22 protein-coding genes are annotated in these 19,224 nt (G+C 43.9%); 2 read left to right on the plus strand and 20 right to left on the minus strand.

Translation table 11 applies throughout. The features are described 5' to 3' along the window. Nucleotide 1: 1 nt before the first annotated feature. Together MKY97_RS20995 and MKY97_RS21000 are read right to left on the minus strand one after the other, a co-directional pair. Complete coding sequence (locus tag MKY97_RS20995; RefSeq protein ID WP_342552210.1) at nucleotides 2–745, minus strand: ABC transporter permease; 744 nt, start codon at nucleotides 743–745, stop codon at nucleotides 2–4. Further along, nucleotides 738–1,670 (minus strand): ABC transporter ATP-binding protein, encoded by a 933-nt coding sequence (locus MKY97_RS21000; RefSeq protein ID WP_342552211.1) that lies wholly within the window; start codon nucleotides 1,668–1,670, stop codon nucleotides 738–740. The genes MKY97_RS20995 and MKY97_RS21000 overlap by 8 nt, the downstream gene beginning before the upstream one ends. Before the next feature lie 563 nt (nucleotides 1,671–2,233). Here MKY97_RS21000 and MKY97_RS21005 point away from each other — a divergent pair. Continuing rightward, complete coding sequence (locus MKY97_RS21005; RefSeq protein WP_342552212.1) at nucleotides 2,234–3,007, plus strand: CPBP family intramembrane glutamic endopeptidase; 774 nt, start codon at nucleotides 2,234–2,236, stop codon at nucleotides 3,005–3,007. A gap of 172 nt (nucleotides 3,008–3,179) precedes the next feature. Next, nucleotides 3,180–3,620, plus strand: a complete 441-nt coding sequence (locus tag MKY97_RS21010; RefSeq protein ID WP_342552213.1) for a hypothetical protein — start codon at nucleotides 3,180–3,182, stop codon at nucleotides 3,618–3,620. A gap of 53 nt (nucleotides 3,621–3,673) precedes the next feature. Here MKY97_RS21010 and MKY97_RS21015 read toward each other — a convergent pair whose 3' ends face one another. From MKY97_RS21015 to MKY97_RS21100, 18 genes are all read right to left on the minus strand, one after another. Then, nucleotides 3,674–3,940, minus strand: a complete 267-nt coding sequence (locus MKY97_RS21015; RefSeq protein WP_342552214.1) for a glutaredoxin domain-containing protein — start codon at nucleotides 3,938–3,940, stop codon at nucleotides 3,674–3,676. After that, nucleotides 3,918–5,084: an alanine--glyoxylate aminotransferase family protein gene (locus MKY97_RS21020; protein WP_342552215.1), complete on the minus strand. Its 1,167-nt coding sequence runs from the start codon at nucleotides 5,082–5,084 to the stop codon at nucleotides 3,918–3,920. Before MKY97_RS21020 ends, MKY97_RS21015 begins: the two co-directional genes overlap by 23 nt. 21 nt (nucleotides 5,085–5,105) lie before the next feature. Beyond that, complete coding sequence (locus MKY97_RS21025; protein WP_342552216.1) at nucleotides 5,106–5,507, minus strand: YjbQ family protein; 402 nt, start codon at nucleotides 5,505–5,507, stop codon at nucleotides 5,106–5,108. Continuing rightward, nucleotides 5,497–6,267 (minus strand): metallophosphoesterase family protein, encoded by a 771-nt coding sequence (locus MKY97_RS21030; RefSeq protein WP_342552217.1) that lies wholly within the window; start codon nucleotides 6,265–6,267, stop codon nucleotides 5,497–5,499. The genes MKY97_RS21025 and MKY97_RS21030 overlap by 11 nt, the downstream gene beginning before the upstream one ends. Then, nucleotides 6,264–7,418 (minus strand): nucleotidyltransferase family protein, encoded by a 1,155-nt coding sequence (locus MKY97_RS21035; protein ID WP_342556411.1) that lies wholly within the window; start codon nucleotides 7,416–7,418, stop codon nucleotides 6,264–6,266. The genes MKY97_RS21030 and MKY97_RS21035 overlap by 4 nt, the downstream gene beginning before the upstream one ends. Then, the gene (locus tag MKY97_RS21040; RefSeq protein ID WP_342552218.1) at nucleotides 7,399–7,629 is read right to left on the minus strand and encodes a hypothetical protein; all 231 of its coding nucleotides are present in this window, start codon (nucleotides 7,627–7,629) and stop codon (nucleotides 7,399–7,401) included. The genes MKY97_RS21035 and MKY97_RS21040 overlap by 20 nt, the downstream gene beginning before the upstream one ends. Before the next feature lie 14 nt (nucleotides 7,630–7,643). Then, a complete protein-coding gene (locus MKY97_RS21045) occupies nucleotides 7,644–8,000 on the minus strand; it encodes a Rieske 2Fe-2S domain-containing protein (RefSeq protein WP_342552219.1) in 357 nt (118 codons plus the stop codon). Beyond that, nucleotides 8,000–9,136, minus strand: coding sequence for an amidohydrolase family protein (locus MKY97_RS21050; protein WP_342552220.1), 1,137 nt, complete (start codon nucleotides 9,134–9,136; stop codon nucleotides 8,000–8,002). The genes MKY97_RS21045 and MKY97_RS21050 overlap by 1 nt, the downstream gene beginning before the upstream one ends. Continuing rightward, nucleotides 9,129–10,232 carry a hypothetical protein gene (locus tag MKY97_RS21055; RefSeq protein ID WP_342552221.1) on the minus strand — a complete coding sequence of 368 codons (1,104 nt, stop codon included), beginning with the start codon at nucleotides 10,230–10,232 and terminating at the stop codon, nucleotides 9,129–9,131. The genes MKY97_RS21050 and MKY97_RS21055 overlap by 8 nt, the downstream gene beginning before the upstream one ends. 11 nt (nucleotides 10,233–10,243) lie before the next feature. Then, on the minus strand, nucleotides 10,244–11,503 hold the full coding sequence (gene thrC / locus MKY97_RS21060) for a threonine synthase (RefSeq protein WP_342552222.1): 1,260 nt from the start codon (nucleotides 11,501–11,503) through the stop codon (nucleotides 10,244–10,246). Between the two features lie 18 nt (nucleotides 11,504–11,521). Next, the gene (gene aepX, locus MKY97_RS21065; RefSeq protein WP_342552223.1) at nucleotides 11,522–12,409 is read right to left on the minus strand and encodes a phosphoenolpyruvate mutase; all 888 of its coding nucleotides are present in this window, start codon (nucleotides 12,407–12,409) and stop codon (nucleotides 11,522–11,524) included. Continuing rightward, nucleotides 12,399–13,412: an aldolase gene (locus tag MKY97_RS21070; protein ID WP_342552224.1), complete on the minus strand. Its 1,014-nt coding sequence runs from the start codon at nucleotides 13,410–13,412 to the stop codon at nucleotides 12,399–12,401. Before MKY97_RS21070 ends, aepX begins: the two co-directional genes overlap by 11 nt. Beyond that, nucleotides 13,393–13,965 carry a thiamine pyrophosphate-dependent enzyme gene (locus MKY97_RS21075; RefSeq protein ID WP_342552225.1) on the minus strand — a complete coding sequence of 191 codons (573 nt, stop codon included), beginning with the start codon at nucleotides 13,963–13,965 and terminating at the stop codon, nucleotides 13,393–13,395. Before MKY97_RS21075 ends, MKY97_RS21070 begins: the two co-directional genes overlap by 20 nt. Before the next feature lie 8 nt (nucleotides 13,966–13,973). Beyond that, on the minus strand, nucleotides 13,974–14,483 hold the full coding sequence (locus tag MKY97_RS21080; RefSeq protein WP_342552226.1) for a thiamine pyrophosphate-binding protein: 510 nt from the start codon (nucleotides 14,481–14,483) through the stop codon (nucleotides 13,974–13,976). A gap of 17 nt (nucleotides 14,484–14,500) precedes the next feature. After that, on the minus strand, nucleotides 14,501–15,946 hold the full coding sequence (locus MKY97_RS21085; RefSeq protein ID WP_342552227.1) for a nucleotidyltransferase family protein: 1,446 nt from the start codon (nucleotides 15,944–15,946) through the stop codon (nucleotides 14,501–14,503). A gap of 254 nt (nucleotides 15,947–16,200) precedes the next feature. After that, nucleotides 16,201–17,181, minus strand: a complete 981-nt coding sequence (locus MKY97_RS21090; RefSeq protein ID WP_342552228.1) for a DUF5643 domain-containing protein — start codon at nucleotides 17,179–17,181, stop codon at nucleotides 16,201–16,203. Then, nucleotides 17,178–18,413: a DUF4179 domain-containing protein gene (locus MKY97_RS21095; RefSeq protein WP_342552229.1), complete on the minus strand. Its 1,236-nt coding sequence runs from the start codon at nucleotides 18,411–18,413 to the stop codon at nucleotides 17,178–17,180. Before MKY97_RS21095 ends, MKY97_RS21090 begins: the two co-directional genes overlap by 4 nt. Continuing rightward, on the minus strand, nucleotides 18,406–18,957 hold the full coding sequence (locus MKY97_RS21100) for a sigma-70 family RNA polymerase sigma factor (RefSeq protein ID WP_342552230.1): 552 nt from the start codon (nucleotides 18,955–18,957) through the stop codon (nucleotides 18,406–18,408). Before MKY97_RS21100 ends, MKY97_RS21095 begins: the two co-directional genes overlap by 8 nt. Nucleotides 18,958–19,224: the final 267 nt, after the last annotated feature.

The following is a 19,224-nucleotide window of genomic DNA, read 5'->3' on the forward strand; positions in this document are numbered from 1 at the left end:
CCTACCCTTCCTGTTTGTTTAATACAATTGAGGAGCCCATCAGAGAAAACAAAGATACGAATAAAATATTAAGGAGTGATATTAGGATGTTTCCCTCAACTGTTATTCCTTCAAAGTTGTTATACCAAATCACATTCATGGCGCTAGAAACGGGATGAATTCCAACCAAGGATGAAGCTGCAATGTAACCAAAAAATACATAGGCAACACAGATCGAAATAGGGAGTACGTACCCCTTTTTAGAAATTGTAATAATGAAAACAATGGGCAGCATTGCGAGTGGTGTAAGCAGTCCACTATACAGACATAAAGTAAACAATCTGATAAGAAGTGTGAAATTAATATCTGGAAAGCCTCCGGCAACTACAGCACCTATAGAGATTAATAAGCCTGTTAGCATCATAATGCTAAGAGAAATACCAAATAAGGTAATTATTTTTGAAATTAATATTTCATTTTTACTCACTGGTACACTGGACAGTTCCTTCATCGTGTTATATTTATATTCATCCGAGAAAATCGATGTGGCTAAAATACCCAGCATAATTGGTAAAATTAATATGCTCATATAACCTAGACTCAGTTTATAAAAATCAGAAAAGCTATTCATAAATGAAGCATTTCTGGAAATATTCGCAGCATAATAAGTTACGATTGCGGGCATCACAAATGCAATTAAAAATTCCGTTAATAACAGCTTTTTACGCTTTAGCTTCATGAATTCAGCTAGAACGATATTATGCAATCCCCTCACCTCCGGTGATCTTTCTAAAATAATCCTCCAGCGTATCATTGCACAGCTGTGAGGTATTAACATCTATATTACTGAGCATTAAAGCTTTATTAACCTGAGCAATATCAGCTTTTGTATCAAATAACCGAATCGTAAAGTCATCATCCACACTATAATGAAACAAGCCGAGTTGTTGCTCTAATATTCTAGCTGCTTGTGCGGAAGAAGATACCTTAAGCAAAAAATACCTACTGTTGTTCTTCTCTAACTCTGCATAACTGCTTTCTGTTAGAAGAATGCCATTATGAATAATTCCAATATCATCTGCTAGTAACGCTATCTCGGATAAAATATGACTTGATATAAATATAGTTTTTCCTGTTAATGTACTCATATTTTTTATTAAATCCCGCATTTCGGCAATTCCAATGGGATCAAGACCATTAGTAGGCTCATCTAAAATGAGTAATTCGGGATCATGCATTATTGCATTAGCTATCCCCAATCTTTGCTTCATTCCCAGAGAGTAATTTGCAAACAATTTTTTATCCTTATAAGGAAGTCCTACAATATCAAGTGCTTCTTTGACAGCATTTCTGCTCACTGTACCACGCAGCTTAGCGAAAATATCCATATTTTCTGTTCCTGTTAAATTCGGATAAAAACCGGGGGTTTCAATAATTGCTCCGATTCGTGAATATAAACGCTTACGCTCTTTGGTGGAGGCCCCTATTCTTTCTCCCAAAATCTCAATTTCCCCTGAGCTCGGCTTTACTAAACCCATCATCATTTTCATTATCGTCGTCTTACCAGCACCATTTCTGCCAAGCAGACCATAGATACATCCTTGTTTCACTTCAAGATTGACCTGATTTACTGCAGTCTGGTTATCATATTGTTTTGTTAAATTTGTAGTTCTAATTGCTGTACTATTCATCAGATAGATCAACTCCCTTTACGACACTTGGTAATTCATACGATACCATTTCCAATATGCTAAAAGCTTGCATTTTTCTAGTAATTCTTGTGTTTTTATAAAGATCCGTTATGTATTTGAATGTTCCCGGCAATTTCTGAAGTGGGGATAACTGCTGCTTTCCTTTCTCAAACCAGATGTGATAAAAACATCCCTTAAGCAGAATGATCAGCTTGCAGATATACAAGAAACGAAGCGAATGTGAACAAGATCGATGCAGTTCGTTCCAATTCATTTTAAAATCATCGGATACAGCTCTCGCTCCTGTGGTCGTCTTGAAATAATCGACGTCTGTCTGCGACTGGAAGACAGTAACTTTCTCATTTTCACTTCATGCAAACAGAATTCAGTCTATAGACTTAGTTTGATTCCTTCCGGGGCTTGATTCAAGAGATTGCTCCACGTTCTATACTCATTACCAGGAGAACAATCGCGCAGCACAATGTGGAGGATACTTATAGAAATGAGAAGAGTAATAAAAAGCCTACATCCTCTACAGCCTACAGTAAACAGGAGGGATTAATTTGAGAAAAAGCAGCAACAAATTAATGTTTCAGTATATCATCTGGACTTTCCTCATCACGTATTGTTCGTGGGGAATTTTATGGTTAGCCAGCCAGATGGGACTGTTAGAACTAAGAACGCCCTTGGGTATGCTGCTGCTGACCATCGGCGGGAGCGGGCCGCCCATTGCCGCGTATTTTATGTTGAGACATCACGGCAAAATAACAGGATTCAAACCTTTCATCAAAGAAGCTTTTGCAGTGAAACAGCCGCCTATTGCTTATATCATTGTGTTTATATTCACCGCTGCGTATTTTGGTATTCCCGCACTTCTAGGGGGGATCACTCCCAATCTCCCTGTATATACGGCCGTATTGTTCATTCCGATTATGATCATCGGAGGTGGGCTGGAAGAATTGGGATGGCGTTATATTCTGCAACCGATGCTTGAGAAGAAAATTGGATTTGTTAAGGCAGTCCTTGTTACGGCTTTGATCTGGGCTGTGTGGCATCTCCCGCTATTTTTTATTCAAGGAACCAGCCAATATAACTGGAATTTCGGACTGTTCACCCTTCTTGTTATTGGAATGTCGTTTGCCCTGGCAGTCATCTATCGATTGAGCAAAAGTATTTGGTTATGTATTTTGTTTCACAGCATGATCAATGCTTTTTCAGCCTCATGGGTTATGGACGAACGCTTCTTTATTAAACTCACAGCTGCCATTGGAATAATAACGATCGCTCTTGTTTTGTTATTTATAAAACGCGGCAAAGCAAGCATGAAGCCTGCATAACATGTAAAATATACTGCGACGCACGGCCGTCGTGCTTTACTTCATATTAGAGACAGCATTATCTGCTCTAGACCCACAATCATAGCGGATGCAATCCCCCATACATCAGGTACACAACTCAGTTATAATGAAGAATATGAAATAAATGATGCATTAGAAGAGGTGGACTATTATGCCAGAGTCATCCTATGACATCCGTTCCAATCTGCAGTTCCCAAACAGCATTTTTAATATTGACCGCAAGTATACTGCTGCACTATTGTCTGCACTGGACGTCAAACAGCAGGAGATACTCGCTGAACAACTGGTCGGTCCAGATTATGCCCTTCATCTGCTCCTTGCCGCAGCAGCTGCACAGCAGCTCGCGGTAGAGTGGACTGAAGCAGCACAGCACTGGTCACCGCCGCTCACCCTTGATCTGTCCAAGTGCTCCATCGACTGCGCTGATGAGTATATGCTGATCCCCGGGAAGCGGCAGCTTCGCTTCTGGTTTCACTCCGAAGATGGACCTGAGGACTGGAGAGAAGGATACAGCGATCGTTTTTTCGATCTTACTGTGACGATTGATGCTGAATCCCTTATCATTCAACACACTGCCGGGCCGAGCCGATAAAAAAGCCTCCGTTAAGGAGGCTTTCAGGTGATGCTTACCTATTACCGGACCGACTATACTTTCTTTACCTCCTCCCGCTTGGCATAATGTTCATTAATGTAAGAAAGAATATGAGCATTGTCTTCGAGTTTCCCCGGAATCAGCACTCCATCATCTTCAATGGCCGGTATGAAGGGTCCCCCCATTTTTTCAATCAAGGCTTTACGCTCAGCACGTTCTTTGGGAAGGTTTACATTGATATAAGTGACCTGAAGCTCGGTTAGACGTTCGCGAACAGGCTTACAGTAAGGGCAGGTTTCACGTTGATACAAAATCAGCATGGTATACACTCCTTTCCTGAATCTCTTGGATCGCTGCGATGCTTGCTCCTTTGGTAAAGGATGCTCCCATTTCGGTAAGAGCCAGCTCAATAGCTCCGAATACAGTAAACAGATCCAATATATCAACGGAACCAATATGACCAACACGAATCATTTTCCCCTTAAATTCTCCCTGTCCTCCCGTAATAGTCATCCCGTATTTGGAACTTAGAATCTGCAGTAATTTCGAAGTATCCAGCCCCTGCGGTGCAATCGCAGTGGTAACGGTGTGACTTCGTCGCTGGGGATCAGCAACAAATAGTTCAAAACCCAAGGCGGCAAGCCCTGCCTGAGCAGCCTGAGCATTCCAATGATGGCGCTGGCAGCATTCCTGCAGCCCCTCTTTCATTAACATCTCAATAGACGCCTGCAAAGCAAAAATAAGTGATACACCTGGACTCGATGGAGACATCGGATAAAATTTCTTAAATCTCTTGAATGAGAAATAATACGTTTTGGGCTCGATCTGCTCCAACCGCTGCCATGCTTTCTCCGAAATGGATACAAAAGCAAGACCTGGCGGCATCATAAATCCTTTGTGAGACGCAGCCAAAACCACATCCAGCCCCCACTCATCCATGTGCAGTTCATGTGAAAGCAATCCGCTGATGGCGTCTACGATGACAAGGACATTCTTGTCTCGAAAAAATGCGGCGATGCGTTGAATATCATTAGTAACTCCGGTGGAAGTCTCGCTGTACACCACAAGAATGCCCCGCACGTCAGGATGTTCATGATAAGCTTTTTCCACCTGCTCCATATCTACAGAGGTTCCCCAAAGGGAAGCAATTTCGATTGGCGTCACTCCGTAAACCCTGGATATGTCTGCAAACCGCTCGCCAAAATAACCGTTTGACACGACCAGCACTTTGTCCTGCTCTTGAAAGCAATTGGCCACTGCTGCTTCCATCGCTCCCGTTCCGGAAGATAGCAGGGTGAACACCTTCTGTTCTGTCCCAAAAAGAAGCGGAAGAGAACCGTTGATTTGACTCATAACCTCTTCCATGTGAGAGGAGCGATGGTGAACCAATTCCTGAGCGCCGGCAAGCAGAATGTCCTGCGGAACATACGTTGGTCCCGGAGTCGCCATTCGCAATTTTTTCATAAAAAACATCAGCCCCTTCGGTTAGTTACTGACAAAAATGGTCCGGGTAGAAGGTTGTAAATCAAAATCAAACAATACAATTCGATGCGTATCTGAAACAGCGAGCCTGTTATCTCGGTATGGAACCAGCAGACTGCTGCCGATGATGGATGACCAGATATGTGCAAAGCCATTGCTGTCCTGGGTTGTCCGAAAGTGAGCATACGAGCGTCCTTTGGGTGATATGCTCTCCAAAGCATCTAACAGATCTTCTACCGCTCCAGGCTCATAACGCATGCTGACCAGACCAATTGTACTTCCAGCAGCAAATATTTTGGCCATCCCCTCGGCAGTGCCCAGCCTGGGAAGCAGCGCTGCTGCTTGATCCGTGATGTCATAGTGAGCGTTGTATCCGGCGGATGATACTTTAATTTCATACAACATGGCTTATCGTTCCTTTATATTTCAGTTTAACTTCATATGGATGAATTCCATGAAGCAGCACATGTTTCATAAGCGCAGCGTTCGGATAACCTAATTCCTCATACATATTGACGACTCGGTCTACATCATATTTGACTCGCTCTATGCTAACTCGCAGCTGTCCATTCTCTTCTTCAGCAATGGCATAGGAGGACTGAGTAAACCCGTCGAATGTGTATCCGACTCCACCTGGATTAATGATACATTTACCATCAATATACCGCAGCAGGGGATGATGCGTATGCGCGTAAGCATAGATGGATGCCTGCGGATTCGTCATAATTTTCGCTCGAAATACATCGGTTGACTCGGAAGGCAAAACAACTTCGAACAGGTCTTTCGGTGTTGCATGGAAACCATGCAGCGACAGCGTTTCAGATATATTTAGGGACAGTTCAGTTGGCAGAGAATCCAGATATTCGATATCCTCCTCTGTGATCTGATCCAATGTCCACAACCTTTCGAGGTTCATGATCTCGTAATCCGTTTCCGGAACCTCGTCTTTCTTAATACCTCGTATAACCCATTCATCCGTATTGCCTTTCACGACGAGGGCCGATGTACCCCGGAGCATGTTTAGCACTTTTTGCGGCTCAGGACCACGAAAAACTAAATCCCCTAATACAATAACGTCACTAATATTTCTATTGAAAATATCCTCCAAAACCTGCTCCAGCGCTGCGGCATTGCCGTGAATATCCGAGATAATCGCCAGTTTCATCGCGATCTTCCGCCTTGTTCTGCTGGTGTCAATTCGCTGCTGTCCTGATCAGCTGAATGGCTTAAACTAAAGAAGCGATCAAAGAATGATTTCTGCCATGTCGATGTTTGTCCACCTTCCAAAGCAACATAACGCTTCAATATATCCTCTCCCTTGATGGATAAATAGCCCTGCACCATATCTATAAAAGGATCATTAAATATTATTTTTAAATAATATAGAGCGTAGTACATCGCTTCTTCGGAAGCCAGCTCCTTAGCCCGGGCAGCGACTATATGCCATTCCAGCTCCCGCAGATGTGCTAATATATATTCGCGAACATCACAAAATTTAATTAGATTGATATCCTGATCAATTCGAACCCATTTTTCATGGCTGGCTTCCTTATAGAGATGGATGGTCAGATGGATGAGAAAATCAACGGTTTCCAGACACCTTGCAGGGATACCATATAATTCTTTGATACACGCCCCTTGCTGCAGCCCTCCCGATGCGATAAATGTCCGGGTCAGATCCACATCGTAAGAGAAGTCAACGCCAACATATTTGGCAAATCCGTTATCCACTCGTTTCATATGAGGGTGTAAATTCCCTGAACGAGTGCTCCACTGGATCACCTCTTCCTCGCTCACTTCAGACACACGATCTGAAGCCCAATCATAATGACCCGGTTTATACCCCATATGCTGCAGCATTTCCGAAATAGCCTGTCCCTGCTCTAATGACACCAAGAAATCCAAGTCATTCGATATGCGCAGCCCGGGGTCCTTGTACACATGAGGAATAAGCCATGCTCCTTTTAACGGAATCAGCTCCAAATCCTTCTCTCGAGCTTGTTTTAAAATCAGCTTTAATTCCTCTGCCATAAGCTCGTTTTTCATCCGATTGCCCTGGTATGCATGATTCATGATCTTTTTATATTCCAGCTTGATGGCTTTGTAATGGTCAAGCCTGATCAGGTGAGGAGTTACGAGAGGCAGTACTTTGTGTTTGATACAAAGTGCCATAAAATAATCGATGGCAATGCCGCGCTGTAAAATGGAATGAATGTTCTGCTCTTGCTCCTCGTCCAGATGAATGCGGGAACATAAAATCATCAACTGCTGTTCGTTAGACAATGTCGACCATGCTTCACTCTCCGAACGATACATCAATTTCGTTCCTTCCTCCCTTCTTGTTATCCGAATTGATCATTATCTCGTTGTTATATAATGCAATCATGTTCAATGCCCATTCACGTGATTTACTCAAAGATTTATCGAAACGTGCGATCCAGTCCTCACGATCGATTGAAAAGGAAACCAGATATTCCGTCTCCTCTTCGATCATTACAAGCTGCAGCTTTTCGTTGTTCTCCATCACCGCATCACGCTCACTTACAGCTCCACCAGGAGCCTGCCATCCACTGGGGTAACCTTATAGGTTCGCAGCTTCACCTGCTTATAAGCCAAACATTCGCCTGTCTGTACCCGGAATTCCAAACCGTGCCAAGGACAGGTTACAATTTGCCCCTCTTCTGTCCAGTGCAGTTCCCATGTTTTTTTATCCCTGTACAGCGTCCCTGATACTTTGCCTTCGCACAGCGGCCCGATCTGATGAGGACAGATATTGGGCAGGGCGTGAAACGTACCATCAATATTAAAAATGCCGATCGTGCGCCCTTTAACGGTCACCACTTTATGGCTTCCCACAGGAATTTCGTCCACAGCAGCAGCGTCAAAAATTCGTCCCATCAGCGCAGTATCCCCTTTTGTGCTTTTGAACGCAGACGCTTTCCCTGCCTGTCTATATCAAAGAATGCAAGCGCATTTTCACCCAAGATTTTTCGTTTGACCTCTTTGGATAATCCAGAATTTAAGATCGCCCGAGGATGGTCGAAATCATGATGAGGCCAATCTGATGCAAACATCGTTGTATTTTCGCCTCCATACAGCTCGATAATTTTAGCGAGGTCACTTGGGTTCTCCGGCTCCTCAATAGGCTGAGTTCCATAATAAAAGTTTTTAATGTAATGACTGGGCGGTTTCTCAAGATGCTGAACATACCTGCGCCGTTCCATATATTCTTTATCCAGTCTCATGGACATGTACGGAACCCATGAGACCCCACCCTCAATAAAACACATGTTTAAGTCAGGGTATCGAACAGGAACTCCTGTTTCAATCAGACGCAGCATATTAAACATCAATGACATCGAGTGTGCCAGTGCATGCCGTGCAAACTCTGTCTCGAACTGTTCGAGCCCGTTGAATGGAAATGCCGTATTTAATGTGAGGACAGAATGGAAGATAACCGGCAAACCTGCTTCCTCCGCCGCTTGAAATATAGGATTGTACATCTCGTGTCCCCACAAAGTATGCAGTCCGCCGCAAGGCAGATATACACCAACAATCCCCTCTTCATCTTTATACTTGTGAATTTCTCTGGCAGCGTCATGAGGATCTTGTGGTACCGCCAAAATCAAACCTTTCAGCCCTTCACGCTGATCAGCCCATTGGTCCACAAGGTAAGCGTTGTAAGCCCTCGCTAATGCCGCGGCATACTCCCGTTGAGGAAATGTGGCTATTAATAACAGATTGTCCGGGAAAATGATAGCGATATCGATGCCAAGTTCCGTAAGCTCTTGACGAAGCTGATCCGGCGTATTCACCGTTTTTTTGTCAAATCCACCCGGCCAAAAAGGACGATTACCTGAAAATTGAGGTGCAAAGCCCGGAATGTTTAAATAACGGCGAGGAACATCGACAATGGATTCAAGCGCTTTTCTCCAAGGCAAATCACAGTAGGGAATCAGGTCCTCAGGCGTTTCATTGATATGCACATCAGCATCCACAATGAATAAATCCTCGTACTGCCCCTTCTTACTCATAAGATATTACACCCCCATCTAAAAAGTTGTGGCTTGTTAAGATGCCGGAACCGGTAATCTCAAATGCGGGCAGTACATATGCAGCGGCTTTACATTGTTCAATCATCGTATCTATTTCATCCAGTCGCCCCGGTTTCACAAACTCATTCCATTGTTTTGCCAGACCCTCTTCGTCAAACATTCTTTCAATGTGAGGAACCATGAACGCGACATGGTTCTGCAGCTGCCTAATCTCGCTATTAGCAGAAGGCTCAAGTTTAGGATAAATAAACGCACCTACAGGCGCAGTAAAACCAGCAGGCACATGAGGAATCATCGACTTGAACACATCAGGTGGAATTGCCCTTTTGTGATCGGTAGACCACAACGTTTCTTGGGCTGCATCGATCTCCTCCGACAACCCGAACTTTCCGACAAAGTCAGGATATTTGGATAACGTACCTAGTCCCAAATGAGGATAATCAGGCCAGCCTGATGCATGTAATTGTCCTTCCTTCACCCATAAAAAGGTTTTGTCACCACTCATAAATTGATGCCCAAGCTTGCTTACCAACTCCAACAGCGTTGTTGATTTTCCTGCTCCTTTTGGCCCGATAATCAAATTTGCTCTGCCTTCGTCATATGAACAGGTCGCATGCAGCACGACAACTCCATGATTTTCTTCATTTTTGAGCACAAGATCACGAATAAGCTCGATCAGAACCAGCTCTTCTCTTTTCACATCTTCCCATGGAGTGGAGATGACAATTGTACGTTTATTGGCGTTCATCGCAATGTACGTGTCGGTCTTGGAGCATTGCAGATAGACTGTCTCCCCCAGACGTACTTGTTTCGCAGGGATGGTGAAAAAATCAGAAGCACTTTTTCGAAGATAGACCTCTTCTCCCTTGGCAAAATCAATCCCATTGAAGGAATCATCATTTTTCGCAACAGTGATATGGGCTAGAGCATTATGGGAAGTTCCCTCTTTGATAACAAAATGTGTACCAAAAAAGTCAAAGATGGAGCCCAGGGATATCGATCCTTCCAGATTAAAGTTAAGTTCGGAGTGAAGAAAAGACATCGTATATTGATTCGCTTTTGTTTCTGCCACCATGTACACCCCTTTTATATAGTCATAATCCGATCTATATCCAGTGCGGATTGACGTATAGGATTCGCAAACAAAGCACCTGCGTCGTCCTCCAGGTGGTATTTCTTCAACACTTCGGTATCTTTCAAGAGATTTCCAGTGAGAATACATACTGCTGTCTCATCAGCATGAATTTCACCGGAAGCATGCAGCTTTTTAAGACCAGCGATGGTAGACGCAGATGCAGGTTCACATCCGATCCCGCTTTGATCGATCATGGCTTTAGCATTAAGAATCTCCTCATCTGTTACGGACACAGTCAATCCATTGGTCATTTGCAGTGTACGCCTTGCCTTTTTCCAACTTGGAGGATGGCCAATGTTAAGTGCAGAAGCAATTGTGCTTGGATGAGGTTCCGGCTGGAGTGTATCCTCTTTGTTGCTTATCATCCGGTGAAAAGGACTTGCTCCTTCAGCTTGAACAAGTGCTACACGGGGCAGCTTACGAATGAATCCCAGTGCATACAGATCAGCCAGCCCTTTTCCGAGTGCCGAGACATTGCTTAGTGCGCCCCCGGGAACAACAACCCAATCCGGCAATTCCCACTGAAGGTACTGGGCAATCTCATAAATAATGCTCTTTTGCCCTTCTATGCGAAATGGATTAATGGAATTGCAAATATACATGCCCAGTTCCTGATGGTACTTCTCCAAAAACTCAATCCCTTGATCGTAGGTCCCGTCAAAAGCGATCACTTTAGCCCCGTACGAAACGGTTTGTAATACCTTGTTAAGCGAAATGTTCTGATCCGGCACAAAAACATAAGCCTGCCGATCTATGAGTGAGCTGTACATCGCCAGGGAGGAAGAGGTATTACCTGTAGATGTACATGTAAATTTATCAAGTCCGAGTGACCTGCCATGAGAGACGGCAGCAACCATCCCATTATCCTTAAATGAACCGCTCGGGTTTTCGCTCTGGCATTTTAACCAGATTTGCCGCAGACCTGTGTATTGGTTCACCTTTTCTGCTTGATAAAGACCGGTATTCCCCTCATATTTTGTGACCATATGCCTCTCTTCCAGCTCAGGAAAAATCAGTTCTTTATAGCGCCATACCCCACTTGCATAAGGACTTATTCTTTCAGATAAACGATGCTGAAAATTTCGCTTCAATTCATCTGAATCGATATGGCTGAAATCCTGCTCGATTTCTAAAAGTCCACCACAACTGCACGCATACCTGAACTCGCTTAGTGCATATCTCTGATCACAATCATTACAATGAAGCTTCATTCATATCTCTCCCTACAGCTAGTTATTAAGAATTACAGAGCCTGTACTGCTGTATCTGTCTTCCCGCTGTCGCATCTCAAACATACCTTGAAGTTCGAAAACCTCCTGCATGGTCGAAATATCAAGTTCAACACCAGCCGTATTGCCTTCCCTGAGAATGCGATCAAACGTTTCTTTCATCGCTTTAATCGAACTGCGCAAACCATGGTTTGCATAGATTACCATCTGAATTCCGAAATCCCGAATTTGCTCAACATCCAGTGTTGGATAAGTCGTTGGAACAATGACGATCGGAGCAGTACCTTTATACAACTCCACAAACGAGACAATTTCATGCGGCTGCTTTTGTTTGGAATGAATCAGAATCGCATCAGCGCCTGCCTCTTCGTAGGCGTAAGCTCGATTCAACGCTTCCTGCAGACCTTGTCCTGCAATTAAAGCTTCAACTCTAGCAATAACTACAAAATCAGGATCGGATTGTGTATCTTTTGCTGCGCGTATTTTTCCCGCAAACTCATCGATCGGTGTCAACTTTTGAGGCCCATCAATAAAGCTGTTCAGTTTCGGAAACTGTTTATCTTCAATGCATATGCCGGCCATGCCGTTTCTTTCATACTCCCTCACCATTCGAATGACGTTATTAACGTTTCCGTAGCCTGAATCACAATCACATATAATAGGAATGGAAGTCGCCTCGTTCATTGAAATGGCTGCCTGCAGGTTCTCCGTCATGGTCAAAATATTTGCATCCGGAACAGAGTGAGCAGCCGAGATTTCAAGACCACTTGCCCAGATCGCATCAAAGCCGGCCTGTTCAGCAAGTTTTGCGCTGAGCCCGTTATGTGCACCCATAACACGTATTAATTTTTTGGAATTCAGAAGCTCTCTCAGTTCTTTAGCTTTCATTATTCATTCCTCCTGTCAGCTCCATGGCTTTATTTAAATAGGCAGCATCTACTTTGGGTGGACGCATCTTTCCAAGGGATTGTGCGATTTTCCATGCTGACTTCAGCTGCATTTCTGAACGAGAATCCATTATTTTATCGTAGTAGTAATAGTGAATATTATGGAGTCCGCAAATCATTTCGGGGGCTGCAATTCTCATCGGTTTTTCCAGTACGTTATGAAGTACATACTCGGCCGTTTCAATGATCGACAGCACATCAAAATCTGTGGAAAATTCCCCCCAATGAGTCATAGCACTTATCCATTGTTCCGTCGGCAGATTCCCGGCACCTCTCGCCATTCCACAAAGAGAGGTATCAACAAAAACCGCACCTGCTCGTACAGCCTCTAAAGCATTGGCGAAAGCAAGACCGAGATTGTTATGCCCGTGAAATCCAACGTCACAATCCGTAGATTGCTTCAAAACCGAAATATATTCACGTACACTTCCAGGTGTCATGCTGCCAAATGAATCCGCAATATAGAACACATCTGCACCGTGCCGTGCTGCTTCCACTGCAATCTGCGCAGCTTGAACCGGCTCCGTATAACTTGCAGCCATTAGATTCATGGCAGCTTGAAACCCTCGTTTTTTCAATGCTTCTATATAGGGCATCGCGTATGCTATGTCTTGGGGATAGGAAGCAACACGAACCAACGAAACTGTATTCGGATTAAGCTTCAGAAGCTGTTCCAGACTGCACACCGAAGGGACAACCATGATTGCTTTTTTAGCATGAGAAGTCTGAGGCAGTTCATCCAGAAACTCAGGAGTACAGTCAAACGTTTTACCGGCCTGTTTGGAGGGGTTGCTCCCGGAACCCCCTAAATATCCCAATTCAATATAATCTGTTCTTGCCCGATCAAGACCCTCTATGATTTGCCGAATGGACATATCACTGAACTGCCATTGATTCAAATTGCCTCCGTCACGCAGCGTACAATCAATAAGTTGAATACTCACTCGCTTCACCCCTTATCGCTTCCGAAAAACGAGAGAGAATCTGTTGAGGTGTCCATTCTACCCGCTTTCCAATCTTTTCTGTTCGAGGATCAACCTTAATATGAATTAAAATCGGGCCTTCAACGTTCTGCACCTGCTGCCAATCTTCATGATGCTGCATTTTCAAGCCTGCTCTATAGCCCATTGAGAGTACTGCGGTGGTCATGTGTTCCATACCGACGGTGCGCTGTCCACCAGTACTTTCGTGCATTCCATTATCCAATACTGCGTGTACCAGATTATGAGGTTGTTGTTCTCCAATCATTGCAGCAGCGCCTAGATTCATTAAAAATGAGCCATCACCGTCCAAAATAAGGATCTGCCGCTGCTCATTCGCAAGTGCAAGCCCAAGCGCCACAGGAGCAGCCATTCCCATGGAGCCCACCATATAAAAATGTTCTTTTCGATCACATAGATTGTATAAGTCTCTAGTGATGTGTCCGCAGGTGCTGACTATATATGCATCCGGAAATTGGTCCAGCATCAGCTGGATTGCCTCATCTTTTCTCATCATTTCCCTCCTTACACTTCATCTTTAATGAGGATCGCTGCTGGCTTTTGGGTAAGCTCAAGCTGTTCAATCGCTTTGGCAATCGTTTGTTCCATATCCTGCTTTCCAAGTTCTACATATGGAATTTCGACTGCCTCTAAAAGATGAGTTAATCTGTCCCCAATGATGTCATGCTCGACTGCATCATCGCCGTATGCCCCTCTCCAGCTGATTACAAGCAAGATCGGCAGCTCATAAATCATATTGAAGGACGTAAGTACGTTTAAACAGTAACCAAGTCCCGAATTTTGCATTAAAACAACACTCTTGTGTCCAGCAATAGCAAACCCTGAAGCGACTCCGATTGCCGCGTCCTCTCGAACTGCAGGTATATAACGCACGGCAGCAGTATCGCTTTGCTCTAATAAAGCGAAAATGCCTTTCAAAAGAGAACACGGAACACCCGTAAAATGATTGTATCCATTCGCCTGCAGGATAGATAATATCTTCTCAGCAGCTGTGCTTACTGTAGTCGAGTTCAATTCACTCTTCCTTTCTATTAAATGTTGGATTTTAGCTCAGCTGATATTTTAGACAGCAGCAAAGGGATATACATGCTGAACTGCTTATTATGTTCATGCTTTTCCACATAGATATTTACTCCAACCCTATGCTGATCCAGCAGATACGTATCCATATCTTCAGAAGGTATTAAAATATCTATCTTTAGCTTTTCTTCAACAGAGACAAATTTGGCATAATCGTTGAATGTCTCTCCAAACAAACGGGCTCCTCTTTCCTCCGAGCCAAAAAGAAAGATTTTATTTCGCGAACTGCCGAAGTTGAACCGAAAAATATCATGATCATGCAGCTGATCGAAAGGTGTCATTTCCAGGGAAATATGAAGGCAGTCTGTCCATTCGACTTCCACCGTGATTTGTTTATCAAAGTCATCATTAAACGTAGGGTATTTGGGGTTCCGAGATGCGGCTGTGATCTTTAGTGGATGAAGCTCATCGAGCTGTTTCTGTTCTGCTCCCAGCATTTCGAGAACGTTTTCGAAATGGGTATTACAAACAGATTGTAAAAGATGTTGAGGAACAATCCACTTTTCACTCCAAAAAAGAATTTGTGGAAAGCGCTTTAAATTTTCTTCCAAGTGAACAAGCTGTTCGTCATAAACCTCCAGCAAAAGCTTGTTAGTGAATTCGATACTTTGCTCTGCCTGATACTTACGAACCAACTGCATAAACGCTGCTCTATCAAACGTCGGTTCCTGCATCAGGAGATATATTTCCAACAGATTAATCAATTTGAAATGAGGCACATCCTCAAGAGACGTAATATAATCTCTAAACATCGAAGCACATGAAATAAGGAGAGACATATTGACATTGGGAACGAGTACTTTATCCATGATCTCAATAGAGTGCGCTGCGATATCACTGTAGATAATTTCTCCTGAGAAAAACATTCCTTCGGCTGTCGTCCAATGGTTGTCTACAGATATCTCCTCTATGCCTGCCGGATAGCTCGCAACAGGTACAAATTTATGGATATCAACTAAAATCCCATCCTTTTCAAGCTCGGAGAGCTCATGATCCGTCTCTGTTTTTTTTTCGACAAACCCTGCGGTTAATAGATCGTCTCTCAACTTCACAGGGTCATATGTTAAAATGTCTAAATCGGAAGTTTCTCTTAGAAGCACCCGTCCCTCAGCAGCATGGTAATTACTGAATCCCTTTACAACAACAATAGGCTTGTCCAGCGAATTTCTAAGCTTCTTAAGAAACGTAATATGATGCTGATATTGTTCTTTAACCCTTGTTAGACGATGTTCAATTTCTGGTATATCGTTACACTGTACTTCTTTTACATAGGGTTCAAGCTTATGTCTGCTTATTGTGCTTAACATGGCTTTGAAGTGTTCATTACTGTCAGGTGCCATGGTTTCCTTGTGTACGACTGACCTCATGATTCTTTTCAACCAAGCCATTTCCTCCATGTGCTTACCTCCATGTCACTCAGATTGAAACATAACATTCCACACATGTAAAATTTTAGATTTATTTTTCAGTAATCATAAAATAAAAAAAATGCGAAAGCAAGAGTTTTTGTAAAGATAATGTAAAAAAATGAGGTTGAAGAGAGCAAGGAATCACTGCCGGAATAAGCCGCCAAAACAAAAAAGCCTCCGTTGAGGAGGCTTTCAAGTTACCGCTGATCAGAGTCGCATTATCATTATCACATCGTTAACTTTTATTTTAGCGGAACCTTCATTTCCAGCTCTTCAATGTAATTTTTTACGATCTCCCCATCGGCATCCAGCTTATACGCGCCACTTGCTTCACCAGGTACTTCCATCTCGGGATAGAACGGTTTGATTGTTATCGATTTAGCATCACCATGAATCGGAGGTAACACGATGTCCTGATATAGTGCTTTTTCTTTATTGTTTACATCCGTACCAAACGCTGTTAGCCAATCCAGCTGACGGCCGCTGTCATCCACAACCTCATACATCATACCAAAAAGCTGCTCTGTTGTACCTCCCTTCCCAATCAGTTGAATACGAGTTGAAGTTGATGTAAGACTTATTTTACCAAGCTCGAGAGTCAGGTTCCCAGCCTGTTTGGTCAAGCTGTCTGTTAGCACCACTGGTTTGTCTGCTGTCCTTTGCATCGGAAGTTCTACAATGTAAGGTTTATCCACCCCTGTAAGTTTCACCTTTAGTTTAAGCTGAAACTTCTCTGGAAAAGTGTAGCCTTTGCCGCCTAACCAGGAAGCATCCGTAAGAAGAACACGAGCACTTTCCGGCGCCGCTACAGGCCCCCACTTCAGACCCGGTCTTTGGCCCAACCCTCCTCCGCCAAGCTCTAAAATAGATTTTCCATTAATAAACCCATCGATGGACTCGATACTTCCATGTTCAATTTGAGCACTTCCTTCATCTTTTGTGCCCTTGTGCACAAAGCTGCTCTTTAGTTCCTTGCCGCTTCGGTTGAGTGAAATATCAATGAAATTTCCATCAAATTGTGCTTTTGCCACCTCAAGGGTAATGCCGCTCTGAGTTACTCGAATGGTTTTCGCTTTACTCGCCGTCGCGGTCTTTCCTTTTTCTCCAGCAGTTTGAGATGCCGCAGCATCGACCGTTGCTGCTTGATATCCCCAAGCCCCGCCTCCAACTAACAATCCTGCTGTCAAAGCTGTTACCGCCATAATTTTAGATGTGTTTTTCATGATTTATCGTCTCCTCTTGTTTCGAATGAAATCTCGTATAGTTTCTGTATTTCTGCTTGATCAACCGGAACGGTGATCTCCAACTCGTTGATATAATTTTTAATGACTTCCCCGCGCTCGTTTAGCTTAAAGCTGCCTGAAGAGGAAGAAGAATCCTCCATTTCAGGTATAAAAGATTTCAGTTTAATTGACGAAGGAGCCTTGGCCAAACGTTCAAACAGCACATTATGACGAAGCTCTCCTGCGCGGTCAGTTTCATACGCCCCATATCCGCCAATGAGACCCAGCACATTGTCCCTGTCATCCCACAGTTCAAACCACAGCCGACGCTGCCATTTCTGATCATCCGAAACAACACTTAGAAGCACTTGGGTTGTAATCGGTGTGAACTGGATTTCGCTTAAAATCAGCTTGTGGCCTTTCCATTCTCTTGACTTCTGAATGGTGGATATCACTTTGGCCTGCTGTTTGCGTACAGGAAGTTCCAACTTAAATTGTTCTTCCACACCCTCCAGACCGACCTGAATTGTCAGCGTGAACGCATCCGGAAGTTCTGATGTAAACTGCTTTGTTACGGAGCGTGTCGTAAGTTCGTAAATAGCTGTATTTGGATCGGATGTGGGTTTTGCTGCAAGCCCCATGTTCCATCCATTATCCTGCCGATCAATGGGAAGTCCGTCGATCTGCGCCTCAAAGGTATGAATGGCTCCTTTAGGGTATTTAGGCTTTGTTCCGTTGCCCGTAGAAATTTGGTCCAGAATACCGCCACTTCGTTTTTCTCCATCACGAGTAACTACCATCGATAGCCTTGTGCCATCGTAGATAAGCTCTGGAATACGGAGAGTGATTCCATCATGGGTAGCGCTGGCTTCCACGACATCTACAAGACCGCGCTCCTCCAAGGTTTGCAGGCCTAAGTCGTCGGCGGCCAGCTTAAACAGACTGCCGATGAGTGGAACACTTTGCAGTGATGCTGCGATGGTCGGTGATACAGCAGCACCGCCCAGCAGGCCACCTATCATAACAATCAATACCGCTGCAGCGGTCAAAAGAATACGGCGAACCCGGGACACAGCACGATCAGCCTTTTTACGGTGACTGCGTTCCTGCATCGGGAAAGTTTCCAGAGCGGCATACACCTCTTCTTGACGGCAACGAATAATATCGGGGACCTTGCCTGCATCCTTACTTCCCAACTCCCGCAGCTGCTGTTCAAGATCTCGGTTATTCATACGCCACTCTCCCCTTTCCAATTTCGCTGATTTGCTTTGCCAGCACTCCTCGAGCTCTGTGTAACCGGGCTCTAACAGCTCCTTCTGACAGATCAAGGACACTTGCAATATGTTTGATCGATAAATCCTGATAATAGAACAGATGAACAACCAAACGTAACGATTCGTCCAGATTCTCCACAGCTTCCCTTAAATCAAGCTGCCGGCTGTTCACAACATCCTCTTCCTTGCTGCCCGTCCTGATCTGCTCGGGCAGTTCCGCCATGACGATGGTTCGTTTGCGCATACGCAGCACCTGATTACATTCATTGATCAGAATACGGATAAGCCACGTTTTGAAAAAAGCTGTCTTCCGTAAGCCGGTTATACCTTTATATGCTTTCAGTGTCGTTTCCTGAAGAGCATCCGCGCAATCCTCATCCCGTCCCACAATGGACTTGGCCAAACGATACAGCTCGGGCTCCAGCTTCCGGAACAGCTGAATGAATGCTTCACGATCCCCCTGCTGTGCTCGCTTGACTTCTTGTTCCATAGTTTGATGCACGAATTTCATCTCCTTCTGAGGGCCCTCTATAACATTAGATGGACAAGTGCAGCAAAAGGTTATATAAGACCCCAAAAAAAATTACATATACAAAAAACAACAAAAAAAGCCCGTTAGTACGGACTCCAGCATGTACAAATACGTTTCAACTATATATCCTTCAGGATTAAGACATCACTTTAATAAAAAATAAGAGGCTGGGAACTCACTCTATGGTGAGTTTCCAGCCCCTGCCTATGTATATTTGTTATTGTTACTATAAAATGT

It is taken from the genome of Paenibacillus sp. FSL R7-0652, from assembly GCF_038595045.1.
Classification (GTDB): domain Bacteria; phylum Bacillota; class Bacilli; order Paenibacillales; family Paenibacillaceae; genus Paenibacillus.

Bases quoted from the DNA above. Each gene is read 5' to 3' on its own strand.
- MKY97_RS21000 (WP_342552211.1), bottom strand. From the start codon at position 1,670: ATGAATAGTACAGCAATTAGAACTACAAATTTAACAAAACAATATGAT.
- MKY97_RS21010 (WP_342552213.1), top strand. From the start codon at position 3,180: ATGCCAGAGTCATCCTATGACATCCGTTCCAATCTGCAGTTCCCAAAC.
- MKY97_RS21015 (WP_342552214.1), bottom strand. From the start codon at position 3,940: ATGCTGATTTTGTATCAACGTGAAACCTGCCCTTACTGTAAGCCTGTT.
- MKY97_RS21020 (WP_342552215.1), bottom strand. From the start codon at position 5,084: ATGAAAAAATTGCGAATGGCGACTCCGGGACCAACGTATGTTCCGCAG.
- MKY97_RS21025 (WP_342552216.1), bottom strand. From the start codon at position 5,507: ATGTTGTATGAAATTAAAGTATCATCCGCCGGATACAACGCTCACTAT.
- MKY97_RS21030 (WP_342552217.1), bottom strand. From the start codon at position 6,267: ATGAAACTGGCGATTATCTCGGATATTCACGGCAATGCCGCAGCGCTG.
- MKY97_RS21035 (WP_342556411.1), bottom strand. From the start codon at position 7,418: ATGTATCGTTCGGAGAGTGAAGCATGGTCGACATTGTCTAACGAACAG.
- MKY97_RS21045 (WP_342552219.1), bottom strand. From the start codon at position 8,000: ATGGGACGAATTTTTGACGCTGCTGCTGTGGACGAAATTCCTGTGGGA.
- MKY97_RS21050 (WP_342552220.1), bottom strand. From the start codon at position 9,136: ATGAGTAAGAAGGGGCAGTACGAGGATTTATTCATTGTGGATGCTGAT.
- MKY97_RS21055 (WP_342552221.1), bottom strand. From the start codon at position 10,232: ATGGTGGCAGAAACAAAAGCGAATCAATATACGATGTCTTTTCTTCAC.
- thrC (WP_342552222.1), bottom strand. From the start codon at position 11,503: ATGAAGCTTCATTGTAATGATTGTGATCAGAGATATGCACTAAGCGAG.
- aepX (WP_342552223.1), bottom strand. From the start codon at position 12,409: ATGAAAGCTAAAGAACTGAGAGAGCTTCTGAATTCCAAAAAATTAATA.
- MKY97_RS21075 (WP_342552225.1), bottom strand. From the start codon at position 13,965: ATGATGAGAAAAGATGAGGCAATCCAGCTGATGCTGGACCAATTTCCG.
- MKY97_RS21085 (WP_342552227.1), bottom strand. From the start codon at position 15,946: ATGGAGGAAATGGCTTGGTTGAAAAGAATCATGAGGTCAGTCGTACAC.
- MKY97_RS21090 (WP_342552228.1), bottom strand. From the start codon at position 17,181: ATGAAAAACACATCTAAAATTATGGCGGTAACAGCTTTGACAGCAGGA.
- MKY97_RS21095 (WP_342552229.1), bottom strand. From the start codon at position 18,413: ATGAATAACCGAGATCTTGAACAGCAGCTGCGGGAGTTGGGAAGTAAG.